This window comes from Streptomyces sp. NPDC052225 (assembly GCF_040679615.1).
Taxonomy (GTDB): Bacteria; Actinomycetota; Actinomycetes; order Streptomycetales; family Streptomycetaceae; genus Streptomyces.
On sequence record NZ_JBFAVD010000005.1, the window covers coordinates 265,370 to 283,638 of the forward strand.

General features: G+C 72.4%; 13 protein-coding genes. 4 read left to right on the forward strand and 9 right to left on the reverse strand.

All coding sequences use genetic code 11. The features are described from left to right. Positions 1–13: 13 nt before the first annotated feature. From AB0L37_RS10595 to AB0L37_RS10630, 8 genes are all read right to left on the reverse strand, one after another. The gene (locus tag AB0L37_RS10595; RefSeq protein ID WP_365502544.1) at positions 14–934 is read right to left on the reverse strand and encodes an LD-carboxypeptidase; all 921 of its coding nucleotides are present in this window, start codon (positions 932–934) and stop codon (positions 14–16) included. Beyond that, entirely contained in the window at positions 931–2,937 is a 2,007-nt protein-coding gene (locus tag AB0L37_RS10600) for a prolyl oligopeptidase family serine peptidase (RefSeq protein WP_365502546.1), read from the reverse strand. The genes AB0L37_RS10595 and AB0L37_RS10600 overlap by 4 nt, the downstream gene beginning before the upstream one ends. Positions 2,938–3,060: 123 nt before the next feature. Continuing rightward, positions 3,061–4,404 (reverse strand): M20/M25/M40 family metallo-hydrolase, encoded by a 1,344-nt coding sequence (locus AB0L37_RS10605; RefSeq protein WP_365502548.1) that lies wholly within the window; start codon positions 4,402–4,404, stop codon positions 3,061–3,063. Beyond that, positions 4,397–5,230, reverse strand: a complete 834-nt coding sequence (locus AB0L37_RS10610) for a M55 family metallopeptidase (protein ID WP_365502550.1) — start codon at positions 5,228–5,230, stop codon at positions 4,397–4,399. The genes AB0L37_RS10605 and AB0L37_RS10610 overlap by 8 nt, the downstream gene beginning before the upstream one ends. A gap of 101 nt (positions 5,231–5,331) precedes the next feature. After that, entirely contained in the window at positions 5,332–6,060 is a 729-nt protein-coding gene (locus tag AB0L37_RS10615; protein ID WP_365502552.1) for a class I SAM-dependent methyltransferase, read from the reverse strand. 133 nt (positions 6,061–6,193) lie between these two features. Then, complete coding sequence (locus AB0L37_RS10620) at positions 6,194–8,587, reverse strand: SpoIIE family protein phosphatase (protein ID WP_365502554.1); 2,394 nt, start codon at positions 8,585–8,587, stop codon at positions 6,194–6,196. Positions 8,588–8,868: 281 nt separating this feature from the next. Then, positions 8,869–11,283 carry an MFS transporter gene (locus AB0L37_RS10625; protein WP_365502556.1) on the reverse strand — a complete coding sequence of 805 codons (2,415 nt, stop codon included), beginning with the start codon at positions 11,281–11,283 and terminating at the stop codon, positions 8,869–8,871. 208 nt (positions 11,284–11,491) lie between these two features. Then, positions 11,492–11,935: an SRPBCC family protein gene (locus AB0L37_RS10630; protein WP_365502558.1), complete on the reverse strand. Its 444-nt coding sequence runs from the start codon at positions 11,933–11,935 to the stop codon at positions 11,492–11,494. A gap of 198 nt (positions 11,936–12,133) precedes the next feature. Between AB0L37_RS10630 and AB0L37_RS10635 the strand changes: the two genes are divergently transcribed. The 3 genes from AB0L37_RS10635 (at position 12,134) to AB0L37_RS10645 (ending at position 15,452) form a co-directional block, all read left to right on the forward strand. Then, positions 12,134–13,180 (forward strand): Rv2578c family radical SAM protein, encoded by a 1,047-nt coding sequence (locus AB0L37_RS10635; protein WP_365502560.1) that lies wholly within the window; start codon positions 12,134–12,136, stop codon positions 13,178–13,180. A gap of 111 nt (positions 13,181–13,291) precedes the next feature. After that, positions 13,292–14,875, forward strand: a complete 1,584-nt coding sequence (locus AB0L37_RS10640; protein ID WP_365502562.1) for an alpha/beta hydrolase — start codon at positions 13,292–13,294, stop codon at positions 14,873–14,875. Between the two features lie 37 nt (positions 14,876–14,912). Beyond that, entirely contained in the window at positions 14,913–15,452 is a 540-nt protein-coding gene (locus AB0L37_RS10645; protein ID WP_365502564.1) for a GNAT family N-acetyltransferase, read from the forward strand. Positions 15,453–15,560: 108 nt separating this feature from the next. Here AB0L37_RS10645 and AB0L37_RS10650 read toward each other — a convergent pair whose 3' ends face one another. Further along, positions 15,561–16,133 carry an adenylosuccinate lyase gene (locus AB0L37_RS10650; RefSeq protein WP_365502566.1) on the reverse strand — a complete coding sequence of 191 codons (573 nt, stop codon included), beginning with the start codon at positions 16,131–16,133 and terminating at the stop codon, positions 15,561–15,563. A 331-nt stretch (positions 16,134–16,464) separates the two neighbouring features. On the opposite strand from AB0L37_RS10650, the gene AB0L37_RS10655 reads away from it, so the two are divergent. Beyond that, positions 16,465–18,255: a 3-hydroxybutyryl-CoA dehydrogenase gene (locus AB0L37_RS10655; protein WP_365502568.1), complete on the forward strand. Its 1,791-nt coding sequence runs from the start codon at positions 16,465–16,467 to the stop codon at positions 18,253–18,255. Positions 18,256–18,269: the final 14 nt, after the last annotated feature.

Here is an 18,269-nt window from a genome sequence, read left to right on the forward strand (position 1 = left end):
GGCGGGGCAGGGGTCACAGGAGCGCCGGGGCGTCCAGGGTCAGCGTCCCGGCCTCGGCGTCCAGCAGGCCGGGCACCCCGAGCGGGATCGTCAGCGCCCCGTCGCCGTGTCCGAAGCCGAACTCCTCCGCCACCGGCACCCCGAGCCCGCCGAGCCGGTCGGCGAGCAGGTCGCGCACCGGCTCGCACTCGGCCCAGGAGCCGAGCAGGATGCCGGAGACCCCGGTCAGCCAGTCCCCGCGCAGCAGTTGGGTCAGATACCGGTCGATGCGGTACGCCTCCTCGCCGACGTCCTCCAGGCAGAGCAGCCCGCCGCGCGCCGACGGCCGGGCGTGCGGCGTGCCGAGGTCCGCCGCGAGCAGGCAGAGGCACCCGCCCAGGGTGACGCCGCGAGCGGTGCCGGGCACGAGCGCCCCGGCGCCGTCCACGGCGGTGATCACCTGGACCGACTCGGGGTCGAACAGTGTGGCCCGCAGGTGGTCCTGGGCCCGCGCGTGCTTGAGGAAGTCCGCCGCCGCGACCATGGGCCCGTGCAGCGTCGAGACGCCGAGCCGCGTCGCGAACGCCTCGTGCAGCGCCGTGATGTCGCTGTACCCGACGAACACCTTGGGCTCGGCGGCCCGCATCGTCTCCCAGTCGAGCAGGTCGACCATGCGCTGGACGCCGTAGCCGCCGCGGGCGCACAGCACGGCGTCCACGTCGGGGTCGCACCAGGCACGCTGAAGATCCGCGGCGCGGTCGGCGTCGGCGCCCGCGAGGTAGTCCAACTCCCCGTGTGTGTCCAGGACATGGGGCGCGATGACCGGCTCCAGGTCCCAGCCGCGCAGGATGTCCAGGCCCGCCTGGAGCCGCTCCTCGGGCACGGGCCCGCTGAGGGCGACGACGGCGACGCGGGCGCCGGGGGCGAGTCGGCGCGCGCGCCGCAGGGGATTCACTTGGACAGCTCCAGGGTGGGGATACCTGCCGGATTGAGCCCGAACACCTGGGCGTACAGGGAGAGTTCGGCCTCCAGGGCGCGGACCATGGTGTCCGCACGGCGGAAGCCGTGGCCCTCGCCCTCGAAGGCGATGTACGCGTGCGGCACCCGCCGCCCCTCGCTCTCCACCCGCTCCAGGAACCGCTCGCACTGCGCGGGCGGGCAGATCACGTCGTCCAGGCCCTGAAGGAGCAGGAACGGGACGGTGAGACGGTCGGCGTGCTCGGCCGGGGACCGCTCGGCGTAGCGCGCGGGGACCTCGGAGAGGGGCCCGACGAGCGACTCCAGGTACCGCGACTCGAAGTCGTGGGTCTCCCCCTCGGCCCAGCCGGTGAGGTCGAGGATCGGATAGATGATCGTGCCGCATGCGTAGACGTCCGTGCTGGTCAGGGACGCCGCGCTGGTCCAGCCGCCGGCGCTGCCGCCGCGGATGGCGAGCCGCTCGCGGTCGGCGGTGCCCTCGTCGGCGAGCGCGAGGGCGACGGCCGCGCAGTCCTCGACGTCGACGACGCCCCACTGCTCGCGCAGCCGGTTGCGGTACTCCCGCCCGTATCCGGTCGAGCCGCCGTAGTTGACCTCGGCGACGCCGATGCCGCGCGAGGTGAAGTAGGCGATCTCCAGGTCGAGTACGAGAGGCGCGTGGCCGGTGGGGCCACCGTGCGCCCAGACCACGTACGGCGGGAGCGTGTCGTCGGGGGCGCTGTGGGTGGGGCTGTGCGGCGGGTAGATGTGGGCGTGGATGTCGCGCCCGTCGGGCCCGGCGAAGGTGCGGATCTGGGGTTCGGGATAGTACGCCGGGTCGACCGGGTCGCTGTGCGCGGCGCCGATCACGCGGGTGCGGCCGGTGCAGGTGTCGAGCTCGACGACCTCGGGCGCGGTCCGCGGGCTCGCGGCGACGCCGACGACGCGGGTGCCGTGCACGGCGAGCGTGGACGCCCACTCCGTCCAGGGCCCTGCGGTGTCGACGACCTCGCCGGTCTCCGGGTCGAGGATGCCCAGCGCGGTGGCGCCCGCGCCGTGCACGACGGCGACGAGACCGGCTTCCAGCGGCTTGAACCAGCTCAGGCCGATCTTCCACAGCGGCCCGCCGAACTCCTCCTCGCGCGGGCACAGCGGTCTGGCGGCCGCGCCCGGGGACGCGGCGGCCTCAAGGCGGTACAGGTTCCACCAGCCACTGGCGTCGCCGGAGTACAGGAGCGCGCCGTCGGGCGCCCACTCGACCTGGCAGATCGACTCCTCGGGGCCGCCCGCGACGGTCCGGGCGGGACCGAACGTGCCGTCCTCCGCCACGTCCGCGAGGAGCAGCTCCGTGCCGTCCCACGGCATGCGCGGGTGGTCCCAGACGATCCACGCGGCGCGCCGCCCGTCGGGCGAGAGCCGGGCGCCGGTGACGAACCGGTGGTCCGCGTCGGCAGGGCCGATGAGTTCGCGCACCGCGTCGCGCTCCTCGGCGGCCGAGCCGTCCAGCGGGACGGCGGCGACCACCCGGCGTACGTCGCTCGGTCCGTCGCCGGTGAACTCCTCCAGGACGCACCAGACCTCGCCCCGGTCGAGGTGGAGCTGCGGGTCGGCCCAGCGCAGGCCGCCGCCGACCGGGGAGAGCGGGGTGAGCGGGCGGGGCTCGGCGCCGGGGGCCTCGGGCTCGTACGCGTACAGGCGCTGGTCGGCGAAGTTCACGAAGACGAGCAGCGGGCCCTCGGCGCGCTCGGCGCCCGCCCACGGCCGGCCGCCGTACTCGATGACGCGGCTGCGCACGTTCCACGGCGCGGACAGGACCGACTGCTCCGTGCCGTCGGGCCTGCGGCGCACCAGGGCGCGGCGGCCCGCCTCGGTGGGCCGCGGCTCGGTCCACCAGGGCTCGTCGCCGACGAACCCGACGTACTCGGGCTGCCCGTCGTGCGCGGCGGCGAGCGCCGCGTCGATCGGCGACGGCCAGGATCCGTGACCTTCCGTGTGCACCATGTCGTCCCCGCCCCCCATGTGTCCTGAGGCCCCCATGTTCTTCGCGTCCGCCATGTTTTCCTAGCCCGCCGCCCTGTACTCGCCCGGTACTCGCCGTGTGTCTGCCGTGTACGTGCCGTGTGTCTATGCCGTGCGCAGGAAACGGTCGAGGACGCGCACCCCGAAGTGCAGCGCCTCCACCGGGACCCGCTCGTCGACGCCGTGGAACAGCGCCTGGTAGTCGAAGCCCTCGGGCAGCTTGAGCGGAGCGAAGCCGTAGCCCGTGATGCCCAGGCGCGAGAACTGCTTGGCGTCCGTGCCGCCGGACATGCAGTACGGGACCACGTGTCCCTCGGGGGCGAACTCCTCCACGGCCGCCCGCATGTTCCGGAAGGTGGGCGAGTCGACCGGTGCCTGGAGCGCGACCTCGCGGTGCTGGAACTCCCAGTCGACGTCGGGTCCGGTGAGCCGGTCCAGGGTTGACCTGAACTCGTCCTCGGCGCCCGGCAGGTAGCGCCCGTCGACGTGCGCGACGGCCTCCCCCGGGATCACGTTGATCTTGTAGCCGGCGGACAGCATCGTGGGGTTGGAGCTGTTGCGCACGGTCGGCTCGACGAGGGCGGCGGCCGGGCCGAGGGCGGCGAGCAGCGCGTCGACGTCGAAGTCGGGGGCGCTGACGTCGGTCTCGATGCCGTACAGGGCGGCCAGTTCGGTGAGCGCGGCGCGCACGGTCGGGGTGAGCCTGACCGGCCACTGGTGCTCGCCGATCCGGGCGACAGCGGCGGCGAGGCGCGAGACCGCGTTGGCCTTGTTCACCTTGGAGCCGTGGCCCGCCTTGCCGCGCGCGGTGAGCTTGAGCCAGCCGGTGCCGCGCTCCCCCGCCGCGATCGGGTAGATCTGCTTGCCACTGCCGTCGTGGAAGGTGAAGGCGCCGGACTCGCTGATGCCTTCCGTGCAGCCTTCGAAGAGGTCGGCGTGCCGGTCGGCGAGGAACCCGGAGCCGTCCTCCGCGCTCGCCTCCTCGTCGGCGGTGAAGGCGATGACGATGTCGCGCCGCGGCCGGAACCCGAGGCGGGCCCACTGCCGTACGGTCGCGAGGATCATCGCGTCCATGTTCTTCATGTCGACGGCGCCGCGGCCCCACACGACGCCGTCGCGGACCTCGCCGGAGAAGGGGTCGACGCTCCAGTCCGCGGCCTCGGCCGGCACCACGTCCAGGTGGCCGTGGACCAGGAGGGCGTCCGCGCCCGGGTCGGTGCCGGCGATTCTCGCCACCACGTTCCCGCGGCCCGGGGTGCGCTCCAGGATCGTCGGCTCCAGGCCCGCCTCGGCGAGCTTGGCGGCCGCGTACTCGGCGGCGGGCCGCTCCTGGCAGTCACCGCCACCGCGGTTGGTGGTGTCGATGCGGATCAGCTCGGAGGTGAAGGTGACGACCTCGTCCAGCGCCTGCTGGTCGACGGTCGGCGCTTCGAGAACTCGCTCAGCCATACTGTTCCTCCACCGCGGCCGAGGCGATCGTGGTGACCGCCTTGAAGGTGCGGATGCCCTCGTACATGGTCTCGTTCGTGTAGGAGATCCTGCGCTCGCCGATCTGCTCGACGCCGGGCACGACGGTCGCCGCCATGGCGAGGTGCTCGGCGTCGAACTCCACCTCCACCGTGAACGGGCCGCCCCGGACGGGCTCGTGGCGCACCGCGAGCGACGCCGCGTCCTTGGCGGCGGCCCGGATGTCGGCGGCCGTGCGCGCGGGGGTGCGGCACACCGCCGCGTACCGGGAGACGTGGTCCTTGACGGCCACCTTGCGGGCCTCCGGCGCGTAGCCGAGGGCGTCGTCGCAGGCGTGGTCGTCACCGGTGACGAGGACGACGGGGACGCCGTACTCCGCCACCACATGGGCGTTGAGCAGGCCTTCGCTCGCACGCACCTCGTTGACCCACACGCCCGTGATCTGGTTCGCCAGGTAGGTGTGCGCGAGCACACCCTCCATGCCGGCGCCCGCGTGGTAGCCGATGAAGGCGATGCCGTCGACGTCACCGTGCTGGACGCCCTCCACCATCGACAGCGACTTGTGGCGTCCGGTGAGCATCTCGGCCCGGTCGTCGAGCTGTTCGAGCAGAAGGTTGCGCATCGTCCAGTGCGCTTCGTTGATGAGCACCTCGTCGGCGCCGCCGTCGAAGAAGCCGAGCACCGCCGCGTTCACATCCGAGGTGAACAGGGCGCGGCAGCGCTCCCACTGCGGGGTGCCGGGCAGGACGTCCGCGGGCCAGGTGACCCCCGTCGCGCCCTCCATGTCGGCGCTGATCAGGATCTTCATGAGCAGCACCGTACGCGGAATCGGTCATGCCCCACCAGGCCTGTGGATAACTCCCAGTGGCATAGACCAATGTCGTACCCGTGCGGCGCAGTTCGCTCTGGTCAGCGCGGTGCGGCCCCCACCACGAGCCACTTCGACGGCAGTTCGATCCGGGTGCCGTCGGCGGCGCGCTCGGTCGTGGTCAGCGGGAGGTCACCGGCCGAGCACACGGTGAGTCCGGCGGCCTCGACATGGTCGAGCACGGCCACGTCGGAGACCTCGCCGGGGGCGATGCCGTGGGCGAAGACCGGGGCCAGCTTGGGCGGCGGCCCGGCGGGCTGGGCCGCGAGCGCCCGCAGTACGGGTCCTGCCCGCTCCGACAGCTCGACGACGAAGGCGCGCCCGCGCGCGCCGACGAGTGTGGCCACCGCGTCCATCAGGGGCTGCCGGTCGGCGGGTTCACTCTGGTGCAGCACCCCGCGCACGTACACGTTGGCGTCCCCCAACTCGCCGTGCAGGGAGGCCACTTGCTCCGGGTCCGTGGCGTCGAGCAGACGGTAGTCGGCCGCCTTGGCCGGGTCGGCGTGCACGGCCCGGTCGAGCGCGGCGCCCGACAGGTCGACGCCGACGACCTTCGGGCAGTGGCCGGCGAGGAAGCGGGTCTGGGTGCCGTTGCCGCAGCCGAGGTCGACGAGGGGCAGGTCCGGCGCCGTCACGTGCGGCTCGTACAGGGCGAGGTGGAGGCCCGCGGTGAGGACGGGCTCGGAGTCCCAGAAGACGCTCCCCGGCTCCTGCGGGGCGTCCTCCCAGAAGCTTTCCCACGCTTCTTTGTAGCGCTCGGTCACGCTCATGGGGCCCTCCCGGGGCTCGGCGACGGACTCGCCCGAGAGGTCGGCTCGGACCAGATCGGTCTATCGCGCCGGAGTGCGCCCCCACAAGCGGCCGACACGTACCTTCACGAGTCGTTCGGGAGGCGTGCGCCGGTCAGCCGCGGCGGCGGGGAGCCGTCAGCTCGAACCACACGGTCTTGCCGTGCGCGGTGCGGCTCGTGCCCCACTCGCGCGCCAGGTGCGTCACGACGCGCAGACCGCGCCCGAACTCGTCGCCCGGGCCCGCGCTGAGCAGGTTCGGCAGGGTGTGCTCCGTGTCCTCGACCTCGCACAGCAGGGAGCCCGAGCGCACCAGGCGCAGGTGCACGCGCTCGCCGCGGGCGTGCCGTACGGCGTTCGTGACGAGTTCGCTGACCATCAGCTCGGTCGCGTACTCCAGGTGCAACAGACCCCAGTCCGCGAGCTGTTCGCGCACGAGAGCGCGCGCCCGCCCCACCTCGGCCGGCTCGGCGGCGAGCTCCCAGTGGGCGACGTCGTCGCCCTCGATGCCGCTCATGCGGACCATCAGGAGCGCCACGTCGTCCTTGCGGCCGCCGCGCGTACCGAGGCTGCGGATGATCGTGTCGCAGGCGTCGTCCATGGACGCGGCCGGGTGCGCCGCGGACTCGCAGAGCGTCGCGAGCCCGACGCCGATGTCCTCGCCGCGCACCTCGACCAGGCCGTCGGTGCACATCACGAGCCGGTCGCCGGGCGCGACCGGGACCCGTACGGACTCGAAGGGCACGCCTCCTACGCCGATGGGGGCGCCGGTGGGCAGGTCGAGCAGGTCGCTGCGGCCGTCGGCGGCGCGCACGATCACCGGCGGGATGTGCCCGGCGTTGGCCAGGTGCAGCTCTCCGGCGATCGGGTCGTAGACGGCGTACAGGCAGGTCGCGAGATAGTGCTCGCCGAGCCGCTGCGCCAAGTCGTCGAGATTGCGCAGGAGTTGGGCGGGCGGCAGGTCGAGGGCGGCCATCGTCTGCACGGCGGTCCGCAACTGGCCCATCATCGCCGCCGAGTTGAGCCCGTGTCCCATCACATCGCCGACGACGAGCGCGGTCCGCGCGCCCGGCAGCTTGATGGAGTCGAACCAGTCGCCGCCGACCCGGCCGAGCAGCGTGCCCGGCAGATAGCGGGTCGCGATGTCGCAGCCCGGCATGTGCGGTTCGATGTGCGGCAGCATGCTGTCCTGGAGCGTCTCGGCGACGGACTCCTGGTACGTGTACATGCGGGCGTTGTCGAGCACGAGGCCCGCGCGCGCGGCGAGTTCGGCGCCGGTGACGCGGTCCATGTCGTTGAAGACCGGCCGCTCCTGGTGGCGCAGCAGGATCATGAACCCGAGCACGACGTTCCGCGCCTTCAGCGGGACGACGAGCATCGAACGGTGGGTGATCAGCGGCCGGATGTCGCGCTTCTCGAACTGCGACGCGATCGCGTTGCCCATCTCCTCGGAGATGTACGGGACGAGGACCGGGTCGCCGCTCGTCATGCACTGGAAGAACGGCGTGTGCACGGGGAACGGCATGGACTCGCCGACCGGCACCACGTCGTCCCAGCGGCCCGGCTCGTCCGTGTGCTCCAGGGCGACGCGGTGCCACATCGTCGTGGCGTCGGGCGGCCCCTCGGGGAACCCCTCCCCCGCGACGACCTGTTCGCGCAGATACGTGCCGGCCACGTCCGTGAAGCGCGGGACGACGGCGCGGCTCACCTCGATGATGGTGCGGGACAGGTCGAGGGACGAACCGATGCGCCCGCTCACCTCGTTGAGGAATTCGAGCCGCTCGCGCACCGCCGCGTACTCGATGTCCTCGGCGTCGTCAGCGTCGTCGAGGGGCGAGCGCGGGGAGGGTACGCCGGTGGTGCCGGCCCGCGCGGTCTCCGCGCGCCGCGCCTTGCGCTCGGAGCGCCGCGAGACGCCCCAGTCCGCGGTGACGGGGACCCGGTCGTGCTGGCTGAACTCCAGGACGGGATAGCCCAGTTCGAGTATCTGGGAGACGATCCGCGCGCTCTCGCCGACGCTCATGCTCGGCAGGATCGCGGGCAGCCCGTGGGCGAGGTCGTCGGCGCCGGGGAAGTCGGTGTGCAGTGCGAACCCGGGGGCGATGCGCTCGCCCTCCGGCTCCTCCTCGCTGAGGCGCCGGGCGTCGGCGGCGAGCACGAGCAGCCGCTCAGGCCCCGGGCCCACCAGCGGGTACGCCCACCACAGCACGTCGATCCGGTCCCGCGCGCCGACGCTGGAGTCGAGCCGGGCGCGGCCCGCGGCCGGATAGGAGGACCGCCCGTCGAGAAAGTCCTCCAGGTCGTGCTCGCCGCCCTCGTACGGGCCGTACTCCGGGAGTGCGCCGGTGACGGGGAGCAGGTCGGCGGCGGGGCGGCCCACCGCGTCCTCCCTGGAGGGGCCGAAGAGGCGGCGGGCTCCGGTGGACCAGTGCGAGACGCTGCCTGCCTGGTCCACGACTATGACGGCCAGCGGAACGCGGCCCTGCGGGGCTTGACCGGTGCCGTGCATCGCCGCGTTCCTTCCCTCCGGCGCGCCGGGGGTACGCGCCGCCTCCTTCCACGGTACGGCTCCGACCGTCAACGGGTCTGGCGTAACCGGTAATTGGGCTCGGGCCCCGGGGTGCGTTCGTCGGCCGACGGCCGGTGGGGGCTGGTCGCGCAGTTCCCCGCGCCCCTAGAAGGCATGCGCTGCGCGCAGCCTTCATAGGGGAAATGCGACGCGAAGCGTCTGCATTTCAGGGGCGCGGGGAACTGCGCGACCAGCCACGACGAAAGCCGCAGCCAAAGACGCTAGTCCTCGTGCCCGAGCTGAAGATCCCGCTCCGTACGACCGCCCCCGGCCACCTGAAGCACCGTAGCGACCGGAGGGTAACCCGCCGCGATGACCGTGTACTCGCCCGACGACAGATCGACGAAGCGGAACGTCCCGTCCGGCCCCGTCGTCAGCGTGTCCACGACGTTCCCGGCCGCGTCGAGCAACGTGACCCGGGCATCCTCGACCGGCCGCCCGCCGGAGGCCCGCACCGTGCCGCGCAGCACCGCCCCGCCCGCGAGTTCGACGTCCTGCCGGGTCTCACGGGAGGCCATCACGGTGACCGGAAGCGCGGCGGGGCGGAAGGCCGGGGCGCTGGCCGCGAGGGTGTACTCCCCCGCCACCAGCTCCGTGATGACGTACCCGCCCTCGCGCCCGCTGCGGGTGGTGGCGACGACCTCCCCGTGCACGTTCGTGAGCGTGACGATCGCTTCCCGTACGGGGGTTCCGTCCGCGGTGAGCACGGACCCGGCGAGGCGGCCGGCGCCGCCGAGGACGACGTCGAGCTCGACGGGGCGCTCGCCGACGGTGACGGTCACGGCCTGCGGCTGGTGTCCCCCGGCCGCGGCGATCAGGACGTACGAGCCGGTGCCGGGCGTCGACAGGGCGTACCGGCCGTCCTCCCCGCTGGCGCCGCGCCCGATCTGGGTGCCGCCGACATCGATGAGGGTGAGGGCCGCGCGCGGCACGGCGGTGCCGTCGGAGTGCTGCACCGTGCCGCAGACCGGGACTCCGGCGGCGTACGACGTGCGCTCCTGCGGCGGGATGACGGGGTTCTCGGCCGAGGAGGGGGAGGGGGCGGCTGCGCTGGACAACAGGGGTGTCTCCTTGAGGAAGAAGGCGAGGAGCAGGCCAAGGACGAGGACCGGCACCAAGTAGAGGAAGATCCGGGGCATCGCGTCGGCGTACGCCTCGATGTAGGGCGTGCGCAGCGCTTCGGGCATCGCGTGCACCAGCTGCGGGGTGATCGACTCGGCGTCGGGCAGGTCGCCGCCGGCGGGCAGCCGGCCGGCGAGCGAGTCGGCGAGGCGGTCGGCGAAGAGCGTGCCGAAGATCGCGGCGCCGACGCTGCCGCCGATCTGCCGGAAGTAGTTGTTGGCGCTGGTGGCGGTGCCGAGGTCGGACGGGCGTACCGCGTTCTGCACGGCGAGCACGAGCACCGGCATGATCAGGCCGATGCCGGCGCCGAGGACGGCCATGTAGACGCTGTATTCGAGCCGCGGGGTGTCGACCTCCAGGCGCGACAGGAGGTACATGCCGACCGTGGAGAGGGCGCCCCCGAGGATCGGGTAGAGCTTGTACCGGCCTGTGTGGCTGATGAGTTGGCCGGAGATGACCGAGGCGCCGACGACGCCGCCCATCATGGGGAGCATCAGGAGGCCGGACTCGGTGGCGGTGGCGCCGTCGACCATCTGGAGGAAGGTCGGCAGGTAGCTGGCGGCGCCGAAGAGCGCGACGCCCACGACCATGCCGATGACGCCGCTGAGGTTGAACACGGAGTCGCGGAACAGGCGCAGCGGGATGAGGGGTTCGGCCGCGTACTTCTCCGCGACGACGAACAGCGCGGCCGAGACGACGGCTCCGGCGGCGAGTCCGATGATGACCCGGTCGCCCCACGCGTACTCGGTGCCGCCCCAACTGGTCAGCAGGACCAGGCACGTTGACGCGGAGGCCAGCAACAGGGCGCCGGGGACGTCGAGTCGGGGCTTCTTGGTCGGCTTCGGGAGCTTCAGCACGACGGCCGTGACGGCGAGGGTGAGCAGGCCGAAGGGGACGTTGAAGTAGAAGCACCAGCGCCACGAGAGGTGGTCGGTGAAGTAGCCGCCGAGCAGCGGACCGGCCACCGAGGCGAGACCGAACGCGGCGCCGATCAGGCCCATGTAGCGGCCGCGTTCGCGGGGCGGCACGATGTCGCCGATGATCGCCTGGACGCCGATCATGAGGCCGCCCGCGCCGACGCCCTGGACGGCGCGGAACGCGATGAGCTGGTCCATGCTCTGGGCCCGGCCCGCGAGCGCGGAGCCGATGACGAACACGACGATGGCGAACTGGAAGACGCCCTTGCGGCCGAAGAGGTCGCCGAGCTTTCCGTAGATCGGCAGGCCGATGGTGGAGGTCAGCAGGTAGGCGGTGATCGCCCAGGACATCTTGTCGAGGCCGTGCAGCTCACCGACGATCCTGGGGAGCGCGGTGGCGACGATCATCTGCTCCAGCGCGGCGAGCAGCAGCGCGAGCATCAGGCCGACGAAGACCATCCGGATCCGGCTCGGGGAGAGCCCGTGTCCGGGCAACTGCGCGGATGCGCGGGGCGGTTCGGGCTCGGCGGCCGCCTTGGGGGCCGGCCCGGCCACCGGCTCCCCGACCGTCTCGGTCACCAGCGTCGTCGTGCCCACGTACCGCTCCCCTCGTCGCCCTTGCGCCGCCCATTTCTCGCATTACGGGAGAACGGGGGGCAAGCGCGACGAGACGCACGTCAGCGGGGTTTCATCGACGTATGCGCCGGTCGGAGCCCTACGGCGTACAACCGGCGCGAAACGAAAACCACTCGAAACGGTGAGCACTACATCGGCTTCACCGGGGTCCGTACGAAAGGAAGACGAACTACTTCTCGACCTCGGTGGCGAGCTTGGCGAGCACGGCGTCGTAGATGCGGCCGAGCCCCTTGGGCGCGAACGTCTTCTCGAAGAAGCCGCCGATGCCGCCCGCCCCGTTCCACACCGTGGTCACCGTCACGCGGGACTGCCCCTCACCGGCCGGGGTGACGCGCCACGTCGTCACCATCGACGAGTTGCGGTCCTTCTCGACGAGCTCGCCGTCGGTCGGCTCGGTCACGTCGAGCAGGCAGTCGCGGATGCGCTTGCTGGTGGCCTGGAGCTTCCAGTGGACGACGGTGCCCTCGCCGTCGCCGCCCTCGCGCACCTCGTACTCGCTGAAGTGCTCGGGCAGCAGCTTCGCGCGCGTACCGCTGTAGTCGGCGAGGGCGTCGAACACATCGTCCGGCTTGGCGGCGACGACCCGCTCCGTGGTGGCCTCGACCTGCGCCATGACTCTTCCTCCAGGACTTGGTTCTTCAAGGGGCTGCGGCAAGCCAACCACCCGGCGCACCGGCCACCAAATCCGGGTGCCCGAAGGATTCGGAAACAGGTTCGCACGATCAAGGGAACATGTGTTCTATTCTAGGCTCCCGCTCCCGGATTCCGGGTCGCGGGGCAGAGCCGGGGGCAGAGAGAGCGAGGAGGCGCCATGCGCTGGGAGAACCTCACGGACGGGCCCGCCGAACACGGCCGGGCGCCCGACGCCGCGCTGTTCGGCGCGGACGCCGTGGTCAGCAGGACCTTCGACACCCCCGAGTTCCGCGGTGTGACGTTCCACGAGATCCGGGCGCGCTCGATCGTGAACCGGGTGCCCGGAGCGTCCCGCATGCCGTTCGAATGGACCGTCAACCCGTACCGCGGCTGCACCCACGCCTGCGTCTACTGCTTCGCCCGCAACACCCACAGCTACCTCGACCTCGACACCGGCCTCGGCTTCGACAGCCAGATCGTGGTGAAGGTGAACGCGCCGCAGCTGCTCCGCCACCACCTCGGCTCGCGCCGCTGGCACGGCGAGCACATCGCGATGGGCACGAACGTCGACTGCTATCAACGGGCCGAAGGGCGCTACCAGTTGATGCCCGGCATCATCGAGGCGCTGCGCGACTACGCGAATCCGTTCAGCATCCTGACGAAGGGCACGCTGATCCTGCGCGACCTGCCACTCCTGCGGCAGGCCGCCGAGGTGACCGACGTCGGGATATCCGTCTCGGTCGGGTTCACGGACCAGGAGCTGTGGCGCACGGTCGAGCCGGGCACGCCCGCGCCCGAGCGCCGGCTCGACGCCGTACGGGCCCTCACGGACGCGGGCATCGGGTGCGGGGTCCTGATGGCGCCGGTGATCCCCTTCCTCGGCGACCGGCCCGAGCAGCTCCGGGCGACGGTACGGGCCGTCGCGCAGTCCGGGGCGACCTCGGTGACGCCGCTCGTGCTGCATCTGCGGCCCGGCGCGCGCGAGTGGTTCATGGCGTGGCTGGCGCGGCACCACCCCTACCTCGTGCGGCGTTACGAGCGGCTGTACGCGGAGGGCGCGTACGCCCCGAAGTGGTACCAGCGGCGGGTGACCCGGCAGGTGCACGAGCTGGCCGAGGAGTACGGGATCGGGCCCTCGCGGGCGGCGGAGCGACGGCGCGTACGGGAGCCGGAGGCGCTGACACCGGCCCCTCCCGGGGAGCCGACCCAGCTGACCCTGCTCTGAGCGCAATCGGGTCAACTTCCTGCAGAACGGGTTCTTCCGGGCAGGCTTTCCGGGACGATGCGGCGGGGGCCGCTGACCCGCGGTCCCGAACCCCCCATCCCGGGAGGCCCCATGAAGAAACGCGCAGTCGCTCTGTGCGGGATCGCCGCCCTGGCCGCCACCACGTTCGTGACGGTCCCCGCCGTGGGCGCCGATGCCGAGCCGGCCCGTTCGACCTCGCGCACCACGACCGCCCTCAGCTGGAAGAAGTGCGGCACGAAGGACTATCCGACGCTTCAGTGCGCATCGTTGAAGGTGCCCCTCGACCACGCCCGCCCGCACGGGCGGCAGATCACGCTCGCCCTGTCGCGGGTCCCGCACACGGCGAAGAAGTCCCAGGGCCCGCTCCTGGTGAACCCCGGCGGACCGGGCGGCAGCGGACTCACGCTCGCCGGGTTCGTCGCCTCCACGCTGCCGAAGAAGGTCGCGGCGCAGTACGACGTCATCGGGTTCGACCCGCGCGGCGTCGGCAAGAGCACGCCGGCGCTCGACTGCGAGCCCGGCCACTTCAACCCGGTGCGGCCGCCGAGCGTGCCCACGTCGAAGGCGATCGAGCAGGCGAACCTGAAGCGTGCGGCGTCGTTCGCCCGCGCCTGCCAGGACAAGTACGGCGACCTGCTGCCGTACATCGACACGGTCAGCGCGGTCCGCGACATGGACGCCATCAGGGCCGCGCTCAAGGCGCCGAAGCTCAACTACTTCGGCTACTCGTACGGCACGTACCTCGGCGCGGTCTACGCGAAGTACTTCCCGCAGCGGGTGCGGCGTCTGGTGCTCGACTCGATCGTGGACCCGACCGGCGTCTGGTACCGCGACAACCTCGGACAGGACTACGCCTTCAACGCCCGGCACCAGGCATTCATGGCATGGGTGGCCAAGTACGACACGACGTACAAGCTGGGCAAGGACCCCGCGAAGGTCGAGGCCAAGTGGTACGCGATGCGCGACGCGGTCACGAAGAAGCCGGCCGGCAAGAAGGTCGGGGCCGGGGAGCTGGAGGACACGTTCCTGCCCGGCGGCTACTACAACGGCTACTGGCCTTATCTGGCCGAGGCGTTCGCCGCGTACGTGAACGACAAGGACGCCGACCCGCTCGTCGAGGCGTACGAGAACTTCGGCGCGATCGACGCCGCCGGGGACAACGGGTACAGCATCTACTCCGCCGTGCAGTGCCGGGACGCGTGGTGGCCGCGCGACTACGCGCAATGGCGCGCGGACAACACGGAGGCGCACAAGAAGGCGCCGTTCTCCACGTGGAACAACGCGTGGTACAACGCGCCGTGCCTGTACTGGTCGCAGCCGCCGCTGCACCCCACCGACGTGTCGAACGACGCGCTGCCGCCGGTGCTGCTGCTCCAGGCGACGGACGACGCGGCGACGCCGTACGAGGGTGGCGCGACCGTGCACCGGCTGCTGCGCGGGTCGAGCCTGGTCGTCGAGCAGGGCGGCGGCAACCACGGCATCTCGCTCAGCGGGAACACGTGCCTGGACGGGCACCTGGCCGCGTATCTGTCGACCGGGAAGGTGCCGCGCAGCGGCGGTGAGGTCGACGCGGTGTGCGCGAAACTGCCGGATCCGAAGCCGCTGACGACGAAGGCGGCCTCGTCCTCGTCCGGCGGGGCGACGCTGCACGGCCTCCTGGGCCCCAGGGGCTGACGCACGTCACGGCGGGGGCGTGGGCGACACTGGGCGCGTGAACCGCCCCGCCCACGCCCCCGTCCTGCTGCGCCCGATGACGCTCGACGACTGCGCCGCCGTGGCCGAGGTCCGCGTGCGGGGCTGGCGGTTCGCGTACGCGGGGCTGATGCCGCAGGGGTATCTGGACGCGATGGACGTCGTCCGCGACGCCGAGCGGCGGCGCGAACTGTTCGGGCGCTCCGAGGAGTACGTCGCCGAGCGCGCCGGACGTGTGATCGGCTGGGGCTGCCACGGCCCGTGCCGGGATCGCGATGTGCCGCCCGGCGAGGGCGAGTTGTACGCGCTGTACGTCGATCCCGCGCAGGTGTCGACGGGCGTCGGCCGCGCCCTGCTCGACGCCTGCCTCGCCGGGTCCGCCGCGGCCGGGCGGCCGGCGATGCGGCTGTGGGTCGTGGAGGGCAACGCGCGGGCACGGCGCTTCTACGAGCGGGCCGGCTTCGTAGCGGACGGGGCGCGTGAGCCGTACGAGGTGGCCGGCGCGAGCGTCCCGGAGCTGCGGTACCGGTGGTCTCCGCCCGGGTCGGCCGCCCGGTAGCCGCGCAAGGGCCGCCGGACGGCCGAGTGACCGTGGTCCGTGGTCGCTCGCGCGGTTCCCCGCGCCTCTTTCGGGGCGCGCCTGCCCGAGCCCGGTCCGGAGCCCGCCTCAGTCCCGCGGTAACCGGGCGAGCGCCGCCGCCGCCGCCATCGCCAGTCTCGGGTGGGACGTCGCCTCCGTGAGGACGTCGCGGGCGCGCGGGTCCGCGAGGCTGCCGAGGCCCTCGACGCAGGCCAGGGCCACCCTGCGGTACGGGTCGTGCGGCGTGAGGCGGCGGCGGAGCGTGGCGATCAGGGCCGGGGCCGACTCGGGGGCCCTGAGCTGGGTGAGCAGGCGGACGGGGTGCAGGGCGTAGGCGACGCGCAGCTCGTTGGTGGCGAGGGCGGCCGCCGCGCGGCCCGTGCGCGGGTCGCGCAGGGCGAGCAGCGCCTGCGCCGCCGCGGCGCACCGCTCGGGGTCGCGGTGGTTGAGGAGCAGGACGAGGGACTCGAAGGCGCGGGCGTCACCGGCGAGGCCCAGCCGGTACGCGGCCAACTCCCTCGCCCACAACGGCTGTTCCGGTGCCGTGAGCACCGCCGCGAGATCGTCGTGGTCGGCCGTGGCGGCCAGTTGCTCGAAGGCGGGCGTGCCGCCGGATTCCTTCCGGATGCGCTCTGTCACCGCTCGCGACTCTTCGTCCATGAGATCGAGGGTAGACGGGCCGGGCCTGCGGCGACGTAGATCACAGCGACTGGTCAACGCCGGGGACTGGTGCGCTCGTTACTCGGCGGTTAAGCTCAGTTGAGCGGGCACACTTCCCGCAGCACCACTCCGCGCGGCCTGGTGACGCAGCCGCAGCGAGTGCACGTCGGTTCAGCAGGACCCAGCACCACCCAGTACGGCATGGCCCCGGGACAGGGCCGCCGCTTCCCGTGCGCGCCGCGCGCCACGGTCAACTCCCGCACGACGCCCGGCTACCTGGCGTCTTCGCGTGCGACCCCTCAGTCGTCACCCTCACTTCTGGAGTTCCCGGATGGACGCTCCCCTGTCCCGCATCGCCACGGTCGCCGTCGTCGGCCTCGGCACCATGGGCACCGGCATCGCCGAGGTCCTCGCCCGCGCCGGCCGCGAGGTCATCGGCATCGACATCAGCGAGGCCGCCACCGCGCAGGCCATCGCCTCCCTGGAGACCTCGACGGCGCGTGCGGTGCGCCGCGAGCACCTCACCGAGCAGGAGCGGGCCGACCTGCTCGCCCGGTTCCGTACGTTCACCGATCTCCAGGCCGCCGCGGACGCCGACCTGGTGATCGAGGTCGCCCCGGAGTCGTACGAGATCAAGCAGCAGATCTTCCGCGCCCTGGACGGGATCGTGCGGCCCGAGGCGATCCTCGCGACCGGCACGAACGCGCTGTCCGTGACCCGGCTCGCCGCCGACTCCGCACGGCCCGAGCGCGTCATCGGACTGCACTTCTTCAACCCGGCCCCCGCGATGAAGCTCGTCGAGGTGGTCTCCAGCGTGCTGACCGCGCCGACCGCCGTCGCCGCCGTCACCGACCTCGCCGTCGAGCTCGGCAAGGAGCCCGTCGCGGTCGGCGACCGGCCGGGTTTCGTCGCCGACGGACTGCTCTTCGGCTACCTGAACCAGGCCGCCGCGATGTACGAGGCCAAGTACGCGTCCCGCGAGGACATCGACGCCGCGATGAAGCTCGGCTGCGGCCTTCCGATGGGCCCCCTCGCCCTGCTCGACCTGATCGGCGTCGACACCGCGCGGACCGTCCTCGACGCCATGTACGCCGAGTCCCGCGACCGTCTGCACGCCCCCGCGCCGATCCTCAAGCAGCTCAGCGAGGCGGGCCTGACCGGGCGCAAGGCGGGCCGTGGCTTCTACTCGTACGCGGAGCCGGGCAGTTCGGTCGTCGTGCGGGACGCGCTCACGCCGCTGAGCGACGCCGTCGCCGCCCCCGGCCGCGCGATCCGCTCCGTCGGTGTCGCGGGCTCGGGGACGATGGCCTCCGGGATCGCCGAGGTGTTCGCGAAGGCCGGGTACGACGTCGTGCTCGCGGCGCGCAGCGAGGAGAAGGCCGACACCGCCAAGGCCCGTATCGGAAAGTCGCTCCAGCGCTCTGTCGACAAGGGACGGCTGACGGCGGAGGCCGCGGCGCAGACGCTCGCGCGGATCACGCCGGCCGGTTCGTACGACGCCTTCGCGGACGTCGACCTCGCCCTGGAGGCGGTCGCCGAGGACCTGGAGATCAAGCGGCAGCTGTTCGCCACGTTCGACAAGGTCTGCAAGCCCGGCGCGATCCTCGCCACGACGACGTCCTCGCTGCCGGTCGTCGCCTGCGCCCGCGCCACCTCGCGCCCGCAGGACGTGATCGGGATGCACTTCTTCAACCCGGCGCCCGCCATGAAGCTCGTCGAGGTCGTGCGGACCGTTCTCACCTCCGACGACGTGCACTCCACCGTCAAGGACCTGACGCTCAAGATCCGCAAGCACCCCGTGGACTGCGGCGACCGGGCCGGGTTCATCGTGAACGCGTTGCTGTTCCCGTACCTGAACAACGCGATCAAGATGGTCCAGGAGCACTACGCCACCCTCGACGACATCGACGCCGCGATGAAGCTCGGCGGCGGCTACCCGATGGGGCCCTTCGAACTCCTCGACGTGGTGGGCCTGGACGTGTCCCTGGCCATCGAGAAGGTGCTGCACCGCGAGTTCCGCGACCCGGGTCTCGCTCCCGCGCCGCTGCTCGAACACCTGGTGGCCGCGGGCTGCCTCGGCCGCAAGACGGGCCGTGGCTTCCGCGAATATGCCCGGCGCTGAGCCGGGAGCGGGGG